This window comes from Sphingomonas sp. KR3-1, assembly GCF_040049295.1.
Lineage (GTDB): Bacteria > Pseudomonadota > Alphaproteobacteria > Sphingomonadales > Sphingomonadaceae > Sphingomonas.
This window is the reverse complement of sequence record NZ_JBDZDQ010000001.1, coordinates 840,465-853,188: the sequence shown is the minus strand read 5'-3', so window position 1 is coordinate 853,188 and position 12,724 is coordinate 840,465. Positions and strand designations below refer to the sequence as shown.

The following is a 12,724-nucleotide window of genomic DNA, read 5'->3' as shown; positions in this document are numbered from 1 at the left end:
GCCTCCCTCCCTCTCCCGACGCGAGAGGGAAGGGGCCCGCCGCCACAGGCGGTGGGAAGGGTGAGGGTCGTCAGAAAGGAATGCACAAGATGCGTATCTTCCTCGCAACCGCTTCGGCCCTGGCGCTTGCCGCCTGCGCCGCCGGTCCCAACTATGTCGCGCCGACGCCGCCCCAGACCGCGGCCGGCAACTTCGTCGCCGCCAATCCCGCGGTGACCACCGACCCGGTCCAGGGCGACTGGTGGCGGCTCTACAAGGATCCGGTGCTCGACCAGCTCGTCACCGACGCGCTGGCTGCCAACACTGATATCCGCGTCGCCGTGGCGCGGATCGAGAAGGCGCGCGCGGCGCTGCGCGGCGCCAGGGCCGACCAGCTGCCCCAGGCGAGCCTGGGCGCCGGCGCCAATTACGGCCGCCTGCCCGAGAGCCAGCGTGCCCCCGGCGCGCCGCGCGAGGACTGGCAGGTCGATGCCGGGCTGAGCGTCAGCTATGAGGCCGACCTGTTCGGCCGGCTCAGCCGCGGCACCGCAGCCGCGCGTGGCGATGTCGGGGCTGCGGAGGCGGATGCCGATGCCGTCCGCGTGATCGTCGCCGCCGAGACCGCGCGCGCCTATGCCGACGCCTCCTCCGCCGCCGAACGGCTGGGGGTCGCCGAGCATATCGTCCAGCTGCTCGACCAGTCGATCACGCTGACCGAGCGCCGCCGCGGCGTCGGCCTTGCCACCCGCCTCGACACGGCCCGGATCGGCGCGCTGCGCAACCAGCGCCAGGCGCAGGTGCCGGCGCTCAAGGCCGAGCGCGATGCGGCGCTGTTCCGCCTCGCCACGCTGACCGGCCGCACCCCCGCGGACCTGCCTTCGGTGGCGGGCGCACGCAGCACGACGCTGCGGCTGAGCGACCCGATCCCGGTCGGCGACGGCGCCGCGCTGCTCGCCCGCCGGCCGGACATCCGCGCCGCCGAGCGCCGCCTCGCGGCCTCGACCGCGCGGATCGGCGTGGCGACCGCGGACCTCTATCCGCGCATCACCTTCGGCGCGTCGGCGGGCTCGACCGGCACCGATTTCGGCGACGTGTTCGGGGCAGGGCCGCTGCGCTGGCTCGCCGGCGGGCTGCTCAACTGGGCGATCAACCCGGGCCCGGCGCGCGCCCGCGTCGCCGCGGCGCAGGCGGATACCAAGGAAGCGCTCGCCAGCTTCGACGGCACCGTGCTCGGCGCGCTGCAGGAAACCGAGACCGCGCTCTCCGCCTATGGGCATGCGCTCGATCGGCGCACCGCGCTCCAGGCGGCGCGCAACGAGGCGGAAGCGGCGGTCAACATCGCCCGCGCCCGCCAGCGCGAAGGCGATATCGACTCGCTGGCGCTGCTCGATGCCGAGCGCACCTTCGCCGATGCCGAGGCCGACCTGGCCCAGGCGGACGCGTTCATCGCCGATACCCAGGTGGACCTGTTCCGCGCGCTGGGCGGCGGCTGGCAGAAGGGGTGATCCCGCTTCCCCTCCCTTCGGGGAGGGGAGCAAGGGCATCACCCAGATGGGCACTGTGCGACGCCCGGCGGGCACGCTAGGCTCGCTCGCATGACTCATGCCATCGCCACGATCGGGCGCGACGCGCCCTTCGCCACCAGGATCGACTTCGGCACCCGCGGGCTCGTCGCCGACGAGCCCGCCGAGCGCGGCGGCGGCGATGCCGGGCCGGCGCCCTATGAGCTGCTGCTCGCCTCGCTCGGCGCGTGCACCGCGATCACGCTGCGCATGTATGCCGAGCACAAGCAGTGGCAGGTCGAGCATATCGAAGTGTCGCTGTTCCTCCACGGCCAGGGCGAGACGCTGTCGATCGAGCGGGTGCTCAAGATCGCCGGCACCAGCCCCGAGCAGAATGCCCGCCTCGCCGAAATCGCCGAGAAGACGCCGGTGACGCTCACCCTGAAACGCGGGGTTCCGATCGAGACTCGCCTCGGGTGAGTTTTGTTACAACTTAAAGCAACACGGCAGACGCATTTTCCAGTAAAAGCTGAAACATGCTAGCTACCACGACTCAACAGGACGATTCCGCGACCCTTCTGGTCGTGGATGACGATCGCGACATCCGCATGCTGCTGGCGAACAGCCTTGGCTCGCGCGGCTACCGCGTCGAAACCGCGTCCTCGACGCGCGACATGGACCAGATCCTGGCGCGGACTCCTGTCGATCTCGTCATCATGGATATCATGATGCCGGGCGAGGACGGGCTTTCCGCCTGCCGCCGCATCGCCCGCACCGACGGGCCCGAGGTCATCTTCCTAAGCGCGCTCGGCGAGGAGCAGGACCGGATCCTCGGCCTCGAGGTCGGCGCCGGCCACTACCTCCCCAAGCCGTGCAGCCCGCGCGAGATCCTCGCCACGGTGCGCGCGGCGCTGCGCAAGCGCGGCGCGGTCGCCACTGCCGAGAGCGGCGACGTCTACACCTTCGAGGGCTGGCGCATCGATCTGGGCAGCCACGAGCTGTTCGATCCGAGCGGCGTGCTCGTCGGCCTCACCGATGGCGAGTTCGCGGTGCTCCGTGTGTTCATCGAGCGTCCGCGCCGCGTGCTCAGCCGCGAGGCGCTGCTCGCCGCGGCGCGCGGGCCGGATTCGGACGCCTATGACCGCGCGATCGACGTCCAGGTCAGCCGACTGCGCCGCAAGCTGCGCTCGGGCGGGGACGAGATCATCCGCACCGTGCGCAACGAAGGCTATCTCTTCGTCCCCAAGGTGGTGCGCGCGTGACATTCCGGCGCAGGGGCGCGGGCTCCCCGTTGTTCCTGCGCGTGTTCGCGCTGATGGTCGTCTGCGTCGCAGTGACGCAGCTGATGAACTTCGGCCTGCTGATCGCGGTGCAGACGCCCACCGCCAAGCTCTACACCGTCGGCCAGGCGATCGATGCGCTGCAGGGCAAGCCGAGCGACGACGACTTCTCGGTCTCCAAGGCCGCGCATGTCGACGAGCCGCACTGGACGCCGCGCGGCGAGCGTACCGAAGTCGCGATGGCCAAGGCGCTGGGCGTGCCGGTCGAGCGCGTGCTGATCAGCTTCCCCACGCCGATGCTGACGCGCGAGAAGATCTATGATCGCGCCAGCGTGCCCCGCCCGGTGGCGCCGCCCAGCATACAGGCCGCGCGCGACGTGATCATCACCGGCGATTTCACCGCGTCGTTCCGCACCGCGGACGGGCAGTGGGAGACCGTCACCACCAGCAGTATCTTCGAGCCGTGGCGCTGGTTCGTGCTGTGGTGGCTGATCCTCTCGGCAGCCGCAGTCGCGCCCTTCGCCTGGGCTTTGGCGCACCGGCTCGCCAAGCCGATCGGCACCTTCGCCGAAGCGGCCGAGCGGCTGGGCCGCGACCCGCGCGCCGCGCCGATCGCGATCGGCGGGCCGCCCGAGATCGCCGAGGCCGCGGCCGCGTTCAACCGGATGCAGGCGCGCCTCAATCGCTATGTCGACGACCGCGCCACGGTGGTCGGCGCGGTCGCGCATGACCTGCGCACCCCGCTGATGCGGCTGGGCCTGCGGCTTGAGGCGGCGCCGGACGCGCTGCGCCAGGCCTGCGAGGGCGATATCCGCGACATGGAGGCGATGATCTCCGCGACGCTTTCCTATCTGCGCGACACCAGCAAGCAGGGAGCGCGCAAGCCGCTCGACCTGCGCTCGCTTGCCGAGACGGTGACCGACGATCTCGGTGACCGCGGCGAGCCGGTGACGCTCGCGCCCGGCGAGCCCGTGGTGATCGAGGGCAATTCGCCGGCGCTCAAGGCGATGCTCAACAATCTGATCCTCAACGCGCTCAAATATGCCGGCAGCGCCGATGTCTCGTTGGTCGAAGCCGAGGGGCAGGCGATGATCGAAGTGCGCGACGACGGCCCCGGCATCGCCCCCGAGGACATCGACCGCGTGTTCGAGCCCTTCTTCCGCGGCGAGCGCTCGCGCAACCGCGATACCGGCGGCATTGGCCTCGGTCTCGCCAGCGCCCGCGCCGTTGCCCGTGCGCATGGCGGCGACGTGACGATCCGCAACCGCGACGGCGGCGGCATCTCGGCGCTGGTCACGCTGCCGGTCTAGTGCCTGCCGGCAAGTTGCTGGCGTCCTCAGCAAAGTAAACAGCCACAATACAGAAACGTCCCAGCGACGAATCGAAATCGCCCAGACACCCCTCCCGCCGAACGCTGCACAAGCAGTGAGGTGCGATGCGGCAGGATCAGGGGTTTCAGGAGAAGCAGGAAGGCGGGGGCAGTTCGGTGCCGTCCGCACCGGCGCCGCGCGCCGGGTTCGATCGCCTGCTCTCGCGCCCCGTGCCGCTGTGGAGCCTCGTCCTTTCGCTGCTGCTCGTCCCCGTCGCCGCTATCGGCACCGGCGCGATCGTCGATGGCTGGGAGAAGTCCGGCGCGGTCGGCCGCGCCGCGATCGCGCTGGCCCGCGTGCCGGACACGATCACCCACATGTTCAAGGGCCCGGCGCCCTATTATGGTGGCAAGGCCGAGAAGCTGCCCGGCGGCTTTACCCTCGAGGCGAGCTTCACCGACCCCGGCTACGCGCTGATCTCGCCCTTCGATCCCAAGCGTGGACGATCGGTGGTGCGGCTGATGCGGCTCTCCGACGGCGCGACGCTGCACGAGACGGTGCCCGATATCGCGGCGTCCAACGCCGCCTCGCGCTTCCGCTCGGCGCTCACCGACATCCGGCGCGACAAGAGCGCGGCGCTCAACCGGCTGATGCACCCGCTGCTGCTCGCCGACGGCAGCCTGGTGCTGCACGACAGCTCGCCGCTTGCCCGCTATGACGCGTGCGGCAAGCTGCTGTGGAGTATCGACGGCATTTTCAGCCACTCGACCGAGCAGGGGCCGGACGGCAGCCTGTGGGTGCCGTATCGCTATCCGGTGCCGCGCGAGCCCGGCGTGAAGGCCGATTTCTGGGATGACGCCGTCGCCCAGGTCTCGCCCGCGGGGCAGCTGATCAAGCTCGACCGGGTCGCCGAGATCCTCGAGCGCAACGGCCTCGCCCGGCTGTGGCGCGGGCGGCCCTATCTCCAGGATCCCTTCCACCTGAACGACATTCAGCCGGCGATGGCGGACGGCAAGTTCTGGCAGAAGGGCGATCTGTTCCTCAGCCTGCGCAACCTCTCGCTGATCGCGCTCTATCGGCCGTCCACCGGCAAGATCCTGTGGTGGAAGAGCGGCCCCTGGCGCTTCCAGCACGATGTGAACATCCTCGACGATCACCGCATCTCGGTGTTCGATAACAACACGCTGATGGGCTATCCGAACGAGCGGGTGAACGGCCACAACCGGCTGCTCGTCTATGATCTCGCCACCGGCGCCGCCAGCTCGCCCTGGGAGCAGGGACTCGCGCTCAACAAGATCGCCACCCGCGCCCAGGGCCGCGGCACGCCGCTGCCGAACGGCGATGCGATGATCGAGGAGACCGAACAGGGCCGCCTCGTCCGCATGGCGCCCGACGGGGCGCTGCGCTGGCGCTACATCTCCGCCGATTCCGCCGAGCGGCGCATGGCCCTTTCCTGGGCGCGCTATCTCGATCCCGCCACCGATGGCCCGGCCATTCAAGCTACGGTGAACGCAAAATGCTCGTGATCCTTCTCCGCACCCTCTCGGTCGCGCTCGCCCTGGGCGCGCCGCTCGCCGCCCAGGCCTATACCGGCCCCGGGCTCGGGCTCGGCGCGATCGGCGTCGCGCTCGGGCTGGTCGGATCGATCCTGCTCGCGATCCTCTCGGTCGTCTGGTACCCGGTGAAGCGGCTGGTCCGCCGCCTGCGCGGACGCGCCCGGTGATCCCCTTTTTCCTCGCCATCATCGCGGTGCTCGAGCTGGCCCGCGCCCTGCCGCTGATCCCGGCCTTTCGCGAGCTTTCCGCCTGCGGCCAACACGCAATGCGGCTGATGGCGCGACGCGGCGTGTCCGAATGGGGCAAGGAGCGCGCGATGCGGATCCTCTCGGCCCGGATGTTCGCGCGCTCGGTCCGCGCTGGCAGCCTGCTGCTCGCCACTGCCGCGCCGCTGCTGATCGTGCTCACCTTCGCCGCGCGCTGGCCCGAGCTGATCGGCATGCATGCCGACGACTGGACCAGCCGGCTGTGGCTGGTGCCCTTCACGCTCGGGTACGCCGCGCTCCGCTGGCAGGTGCGGCGTGTACAGCGCCGCTGACAAGCTCCTCCACCGCATCGCCCTCGGAACCCCCGCGCTGCTCGAAGCCACGTTCGATATCGAGCGGGCTGCGTTTCGCGCGAAGATGGCCGGCATCGCGATCGAGCGGCCGGTGTTCATCGCCGGGCTCGCCCGGGCCGGCACGTCGATCCTCACGCGATTGCTGCATGCCGGCGGTGGCTTCGCCGCGCCCTCCTATCGCGACATGCCGTTTCCGCTCGCGCCCAATGGCTGGGCGAAGCTGGGCGGGCGGCGCCATGTCGAGGCGCAGGAGCGCGGCCATGGCGACGGGCTGACGCACGATCTCGACAGCCCGGAGGCAATCGAGGAAGTCTTCTGGCGGGTGCGCGAAGGCCATTGGTATCTCGGCCGCGAGGGCCTCGAGCCGGTCGCGCCCGAACCCGATACGCTCGCGGCCTTTCGCGACTATGTGCGGCTGGTGCTGCTGCGCCACGGCGGCGGGCGCTATTTGTCCAAGAACAACAACAATGTCCTGCGCCTCGCCGGGCTGTGCGGCACCTTCCCGGACGCGATCATGCTCCATCCGTTCCGCGATCCGCTCCAGCAGGCGCTGTCGCTGCTCGCCCAGCATCGCCGCGCGCTCGCGCTCGCCGCGGAGGACCCGTTCCGCGGCCGCTACATGCGCTGGCTCGGCCATCACGAGTTCGGCGCCGACCACCGGCCCTTCCTGTTCGATGGCGCGCCGACACGCGGCGAGGATGCGGGCCATGTCGACTACTGGCTGAAGCTGTGGGACAGCGTCCACCGCGCGCTGCTCGCCCAGCCGCCGCGCGTGCGCGATCGCCAGTTCTTCGTCGACTACGACGCGCTGTGCGCCGAGCCGGGCGCCTATGCGCCGCGCCTGGCCGTCACGGTCGAGGCGCCGATCGACCCGGCGGCACTGCGCGCGGCCGCACCCCGCCAGGCCGATGCCGACCCGGCGCTGCTCGCGCGCGCCGGCGAGACCCATGCCCGGCTCCAGGCGCGGTTCCGGGGGCAGTTCGGGTAAATCGCATAACTCTCCTCCCTGAAAGGGAGGGGGGTGGTTGCGACCCTGGCGAAGGCCGGGGGCGCCCAGCCAGTCGGCAGCCGAAACAGAAAAGCTCGGGCATCGAGCCCGATCTTTTCTAACCCAACCCTAGCCCCTCCCTTTCGGGGAGGGGAATCAGCGAGCCAGTTCGACTAAGGTCGTAGAAGTCTAGTCGCCCCCAGCCATCCATGATAGCGCTAACCTAGGTCGACCGGTGGGCACCTGCCGGCGACGGGCTTGGGGTTTCGCTAGGCGGAGAGGGGCCGATGGAGATCATGGGAACGCGGCGCGCGGTGCTGGGCGGCATTGGCGCAGGGCTGGCGGCGAGTGCCTTGCCGGCCTGGGCGCAGGGCAGGCGCAAGCTCGGTTACGCGATCGTCGGGCTGGGCAATTATGCGACCAACCAGATCATGCCGCGCATCAAGGACTGCGAATTCGCCGAGTTGCGCGCGCTGGTGAGCGGCACCCCTGCCAAGCTCGAGCAGTTCGGCGGGCAATATGGCATCCCGAAAACGCACCGCTACAGCTACCAGGATTATGACCGGATCCGCGACAACCCGGATATCGACCTGGTCTATGTCGTGCTGCCCAACAGCATGCATGCCGAATATTCGATCCGCGCCAGCCAGGCGGGCAAGCATGTGCTGTGCGAGAAGCCGATGGCGGTCTCCGCGGCCGAATGCGAGGCGATGATCGCCGCCGCCCGGAAGGCGAACCGCAAGCTGATGATCGGCTATCGCTGCCATTTCGAGCCGTACAATCTCCACGCGGTCGATCTGGTGAAGTCCGGCTTTGTCGGCCGTCCGACGCTGATCACTGCCGAGCATGGCTTCTACGCCCAGGCCGGCCAGTGGCGGCTCAGCCGGCCCTTTTCGGGCGGCGGCTCGCTGATGGACATCGGCATCTACAGCCTCAACGCCGCGCGCTATCTGGCGGGCGAGGAGCCGGTCCAGATCAGCGCGATGGAATCGACCGACAAGCGCGATCCGCGCTTCGAGACGGTCGAGGACCGGATCGACTGGCAAATGCGCTTCCCCTCCGGGTTGATCGCCAATTGCGTGTCGAGTTACTCCTCCGGCCACAACGCGTACCGGGTGACCGGGACCAAGGGCTGGGTGGGGATGGAGCCGGCCACGCCTTATGAGGGGCACAAGATGTGGACGCGGGCGAATGGGCAGACCAGCGCGGTCGAGCTGCTGCCGCCGGCCAAGAACCAGTTCGTCGGCCAGCTCGACCATCTGGCGGAAAGCGTGCTGACCGGCATGCCGCTGCGCGCATCGGGCGAGGAAGGATTGCGCGACATGCGGCTGATCGAGGCGATATACCGATCGGCGCGCGAAGGGCGGGCGATCACGCTCGCATGACGGAGAGACACATGATGGAGACGACGCGCCGCGGCCTGCTGGCCGGCATGGCGGCCTTGCCCTTCTTCCCCGGCGTCGCGCTGGGCGAGACGGTGGGCGGGATCACCCGCTTCGACCCGGCGCTCGATGCGCTGATCGACACCAAGAGCCCGATCGACGTGATCGCGACCGGCTTCAAATGGGCGGAGGGACCGACCTGGGTGAGGAAGGGCGGCTATCTGCTCTTCTCCGACGTGCCGGCGAATGTCGCCTGGCGCTGGAAGGCGGGGGAGGGGGCGAAGCCGTTCCTCTCGCCTTCGGGCCTGGCCGGGCCGATCCCCGCGGGCATCCGCGAGGCGGGATCGAACGGCATGACGGTCGATGCGAGCGGCGCGCTGCTGATGGCCGATTCGGGCACGCGCGCGATCGCTCGGGTGGACCTGGCGACGAAGCGGAAAGCCATCGTCGTCGGCAGCTTCGAGGGCAAGAAGTTCAACAGCTGCAACGACGTGGCGATCGGTCGCGACGGGATCATCTACTTCACCGATCCGCCCTATGGCCTGGCCGAAGGCGACACCTCGCCGCTCAAGCAGCTCGCCTTCAACGGCGTCTACCGGGTGAATGCGGACGGCAGCGACGTCGCGCTGATCGACGGCAAGCTCAAGCGCCCCAACGGCATCGGCGTCTCGCCGGCGCTCGACCGGCTCTATGTCAGCCAGTCCGATCCCGACGCTGCGAAGATCTTCACTTGCGAACTGGCCCTGGACGGCTCGGCGAGCACCGAGCTGGTGCCGTTCGTCGATTTCTCGGCGGAAGTGGCGAAGCAACTGCCCGGCCTGCCCGACGGGATGAAGGTGGCGAAGAGCGGGCATCTGTTCGCCAGCGGCCCGGGCGGGATCTACGTCATCGCGCCGGACGGCAGGAAGCTGGGCCTGATCTCCACCGGCAAGGCGGCGGCGAACTGCTGCTTCGGCGAGGACGGGAAGACGCTGTTCATCACCTCGTCGGACAGCGTGATGAGGGTGCGGCTGAAGGCATCCGGCTGGTAAGCGACACCCGGCGGCCCTACACCGGACACATGGCAGACGAAGAAGCGATTCCCGCGGCGACCGTGATCGTGATGCGCGAGCGCGGCGGCGTGCCCGAATTGCTGATGGTCGAGCGTGTGGCGGCGATGGCGTTCGCGGGCGGGGCGCTGGTGTTTCCGGGCGGCCGGGTCGATCCGGGCGATGTCGCGCTGGCCGGGCTTCAGCCCGGTGATCCGCAGGAGAACGCTGCCCGCATTGCCGCGATCCGCGAGACGCTGGAGGAAGCGGGGGTCGTGATCGGCCTGGCACCGGCGGGCCGGATGCTGGCGCTGCGCGAGCGGCTCTATGCCGGCGAGCCGCTGGGCGAATTGCTCAAGGAAGCCGGCGCCGCGCTGGCTCTCGACGCGCTGGTGCCCTTTGCGCGCTGGCTGCCGCTCGGCATGAAGCACCGGATCTTCGACACGCGCTTCTACCTCGCCCGCGCGCCGGACAATGCCGAGCCGCTTGTCGACGGCAACGAGAATGTCCGCGTCTTCTGGGCGAGCGCCCGCGCGGTGCTGGCGATGGCCGAGCGTGGCGAGGCGCACCTGATCTTCCCGACGCGGCGCAACCTCGAGCGGCTGGCGCTGTTCGCCCGCTTCGACGATGCGGTGGCCGATGCCCGCGCGCATCCGGTGCGAGCGATCACCCCCTGGGTCGAGGCGCGCGGCGGCGAGCAGCATCTCTGCATCCCCGACGATCTCGGCTACCCCGTCACTTCACAGCGGCTCGACGAGGCGATCCGCGCATGAGGCGCCTGCGCCGGGCGATATCGGTGCTGATCCTCGTCATGGTGCTGCTGGGCGGGTTGTTCCTCGGCTATGCGGCGCTGCGCAACCGCCCGCAGGACCTGCCCTGGACGCGGCTCGACCTCAGCCAGCCGATCGGGGTGTTCACCGGCCGCAAGCTCGCCGGGCTGACCGACGATTTCGCCGAGTGCCGGGTGCTGCTGCGTTCGGCCGGAGTGCGCTACACCGTGCTGCCCAAGGTGGCGGGGAGCGAGCCGCAATGCGGCTATGCGGACGGCATCCGCTTCGCCCCCGGCGGATCGCGCGGGATCGCCTATCGTCCGGCCAATCTCGGCACGTCCTGCCCGGTGGCGGCGGCGCTGTCCTTGTGGGAGTGGGAGATCCTCCAGCCCGCCGCACAGAAGCATTTCGGGCAGGATATCGTCCAGATCGAGCATCTCGGCAGCTATTCCTGCCGCCGCATGTACGGCCGCAGCGCCGGCGATTGGAGCGAGCACGCCACCGCCGACGCGGTCGACATCGCGGCGTTCCGCCTCGCGGACGGAACCCGGATCAGCGTGATCGGGGATTGGAGCGAAGGCGGGGAGAAGGCCGCGTTCCTGCGCGAGGTGCGCACCGGCGCGTGCAAGCTGTTCTCGACTGTATTGTCCCCCGACTACAACGCGGCGCACCGCGATCACCTGCACCTCGACGAGGCGGAGCGGGGGGAGATGGGGTGGCGGGCCTGCCACTAGGCAAGCCCGCGCAGGAACTCAGTGCGACAACGACGCCGTGTCGACCTTTTCCACCCAGGCCGGGTAGAAGCTCGGCTGGCGGTTCGACCAGCCCGAGGCGGTCGCCGCGGCTTCGCTGATCGACTGGAGCAGCTTGCGGCGCAGGTCCGGGTGGAGGTGCGGCAGCGCCGCCGCGGCGCAGAAGGCCGAGGGGAGCCAGGGGCGCACTTCGGCGCCGACCAGCCGCTCGTAGAGGAAGCGGAAGGCGGAGAAGCTGGTGAGGCGGCCCTGGCCGAGATCGAAGGCGGCTATGGCGACGAGCGGCGCCAGGAACGGCTCGATCGAATCGAGGTCGCTGTCGTCGGGCATCAGCGCGCGCACTTCGTGGAGGCGGTCATAGATGCGCGACTGGGCGCGGATGCTGGCGGCTTCGACGACGTCGCGCGACCAGCGGATCATCGCGTCCTCGCGTTCCAGGCCGATATCGAGCGCGCGTCGGATATAGCGCTGCGTCGCTGCGCTGAAGCCTGCGAATTCCTTCATTTCCGCCAGCGTCATCGCACCTTCGGCCGGCTTTGCCCTTGCTCCCATGCTCAATACTCCCACCCCAGACAATGACCCTCCGAGAGCGATACTGCGGCAATATGGTTAACGAGCCGCTGAACCGTTCGTCGTTCCCCGTTCATTATAGGAACGCATGTGATTCCGCGGCGCAACATGGATGCGACGAATTGAGGTGCCGCTTGTGGAAAACCACAGGTAAATAGAAGGAATACGCAAGGAAATTGCAGATCGTAACGGGGGCGTATCCGGGTTCGCACGGATGCCGCGGAGGCGCATTCCGGGCCGCATGCACGAGCGTCTCGGGCAAAGGTTCCCTGGTTCGGGGGGATTTTTGCAGGTCATCGGCTCGTCGCAACGGTTCGTCCCATCGACCGGCCGCAGGGGTGTACTTCGGTCCTATAGTTTGGTCATTCGCACTCAACACCTGATTGCTTCCTGACCGGGGGGTCCATGAATTTTCGTGTTCTCGCAGCGCGTTTCGCGCTGATGGCTGCTTGCATCCTGATGACGGCCGCGCCGCAGGCGGCGTCGGCCAAGGGCCGTACCTTCTGGCAGTGTGCCCCGTTCGCCCGCGAAGTCTCGGGCGTGGACATCCATGGCAATGCCTGGACCTGGTGGAACCAGGCCGCCGGTCGCTACCAGCGCGGCGAAGCCCCCAAGATCGGCGCAGTGATGTCGTTCCAGCGCACCGCCAAGATGCCGCTCGGCCATGTCGCCATGGTCAGCCAGGTGATCAGCGATCGCGAAGTGCTCCTCACCCATGCCAACTGGTCGCGTGCCGGTGGCATCGAGCGCAATGTCCGCGCCGTCGACGTGTCGGCCGCTGGCGACTGGAGCGAAGTGAAGGTGTGGTTCGCGCCGACCGGCGGCCTCGGCACCTCGGTCTATCCGGTCAACGGCTTCATCTATTCGGGCAGCGCACCGCGCGACTTCGACAATGACGACGACATCAAGCCGTCGCTCGACCTCGACATGAGCGACCTGATCGCCGCGGCCAAGAACGAGACCCCCGACGCGGGTTGATCGCTCCGGCGATAGCGATGTTTGGAAGGGCCCGGCTTTGTCCGGGCTTTTTCATTTTAGCTCCCCTTCC

The 12,724-nt window shown here is 69.1% G+C and carries 14 protein-coding genes; 13 read left to right on the top strand and 1 reads right to left on the bottom strand.

Going from position 1 to position 12,724, the window contains the following annotated elements:
* The first annotated feature begins 89 nt into the window (after positions 1-89).
* The 12 genes from ABLE38_RS04350 (at position 90) to ABLE38_RS04295 (ending at position 11,088) form a co-directional block, all read left to right on the top strand.
* The gene (locus ABLE38_RS04350; protein WP_348972931.1) at positions 90-1,484 is read left to right on the top strand and encodes a TolC family protein; all 1,395 of its coding nucleotides are present in this window, start codon (positions 90-92) and stop codon (positions 1,482-1,484) included.
* 90 nt (positions 1,485-1,574) lie between these two features.
* The gene (locus ABLE38_RS04345) at positions 1,575-1,961 is read left to right on the top strand and encodes an OsmC family protein (RefSeq protein ID WP_348972930.1); all 387 of its coding nucleotides are present in this window, start codon (positions 1,575-1,577) and stop codon (positions 1,959-1,961) included.
* 56 nt (positions 1,962-2,017) lie between these two features.
* The gene (locus ABLE38_RS04340; protein ID WP_348972929.1) at positions 2,018-2,743 is read left to right on the top strand and encodes a response regulator; all 726 of its coding nucleotides are present in this window, start codon (positions 2,018-2,020) and stop codon (positions 2,741-2,743) included.
* 29 nt (positions 2,744-2,772) lie between these two features.
* A complete protein-coding gene (locus ABLE38_RS04335; protein ID WP_348972928.1) occupies positions 2,773-4,071 on the top strand; it encodes a HAMP domain-containing sensor histidine kinase in 1,299 nt (432 codons plus the stop codon).
* A gap of 125 nt (positions 4,072-4,196) precedes the next feature.
* Positions 4,197-5,597: an arylsulfotransferase family protein gene (locus ABLE38_RS04330; protein ID WP_348972927.1), complete on the top strand. Its 1,401-nt coding sequence runs from the start codon at positions 4,197-4,199 to the stop codon at positions 5,595-5,597.
* Complete coding sequence (locus ABLE38_RS04325; RefSeq protein WP_348972926.1) at positions 5,588-5,794, top strand: hypothetical protein; 207 nt, start codon at positions 5,588-5,590, stop codon at positions 5,792-5,794. The genes ABLE38_RS04330 and ABLE38_RS04325 overlap by 10 nt, the downstream gene beginning before the upstream one ends.
* A complete protein-coding gene (locus ABLE38_RS04320; protein WP_348972925.1) occupies positions 5,791-6,165 on the top strand; it encodes a hypothetical protein in 375 nt (124 codons plus the stop codon). Before ABLE38_RS04325 ends, ABLE38_RS04320 begins: the two co-directional genes overlap by 4 nt.
* Entirely contained in the window at positions 6,149-7,174 is a 1,026-nt protein-coding gene (locus ABLE38_RS04315; RefSeq protein WP_348972924.1) for a sulfotransferase, read from the top strand. The genes ABLE38_RS04320 and ABLE38_RS04315 overlap by 17 nt, the downstream gene beginning before the upstream one ends.
* A 296-nt stretch (positions 7,175-7,470) precedes the next feature.
* Positions 7,471-8,559 (top strand): Gfo/Idh/MocA family oxidoreductase, encoded by a 1,089-nt coding sequence (locus tag ABLE38_RS04310; RefSeq protein WP_348974447.1) that lies wholly within the window; start codon positions 7,471-7,473, stop codon positions 8,557-8,559.
* Positions 8,556-9,587 (top strand): SMP-30/gluconolactonase/LRE family protein, encoded by a 1,032-nt coding sequence (locus ABLE38_RS04305; protein WP_348972923.1) that lies wholly within the window; start codon positions 8,556-8,558, stop codon positions 9,585-9,587. The genes ABLE38_RS04310 and ABLE38_RS04305 overlap by 4 nt, the downstream gene beginning before the upstream one ends.
* 29 nt (positions 9,588-9,616) lie before the next feature.
* Positions 9,617-10,357 (top strand): NUDIX domain-containing protein, encoded by a 741-nt coding sequence (locus ABLE38_RS04300; RefSeq protein WP_348972922.1) that lies wholly within the window; start codon positions 9,617-9,619, stop codon positions 10,355-10,357.
* Positions 10,354-11,088 carry an extensin family protein gene (locus ABLE38_RS04295; protein WP_348972921.1) on the top strand — a complete coding sequence of 245 codons (735 nt, stop codon included), beginning with the start codon at positions 10,354-10,356 and terminating at the stop codon, positions 11,086-11,088. Before ABLE38_RS04300 ends, ABLE38_RS04295 begins: the two co-directional genes overlap by 4 nt.
* A gap of 18 nt (positions 11,089-11,106) precedes the next feature.
* Here the strand turns inward: ABLE38_RS04295 and ABLE38_RS04290 are convergent, their stop codons facing one another.
* Positions 11,107-11,658 carry a hypothetical protein gene (locus tag ABLE38_RS04290; protein WP_348972920.1) on the bottom strand — a complete coding sequence of 184 codons (552 nt, stop codon included), beginning with the start codon at positions 11,656-11,658 and terminating at the stop codon, positions 11,107-11,109.
* A 423-nt stretch (positions 11,659-12,081) separates the two neighbouring features.
* On the opposite strand from ABLE38_RS04290, the gene ABLE38_RS04285 reads away from it, so the two are divergent.
* Positions 12,082-12,654 carry a CHAP domain-containing protein gene (locus tag ABLE38_RS04285; protein ID WP_348972919.1) on the top strand — a complete coding sequence of 191 codons (573 nt, stop codon included), beginning with the start codon at positions 12,082-12,084 and terminating at the stop codon, positions 12,652-12,654.
* Positions 12,655-12,724 lie beyond the last annotated feature (70 nt).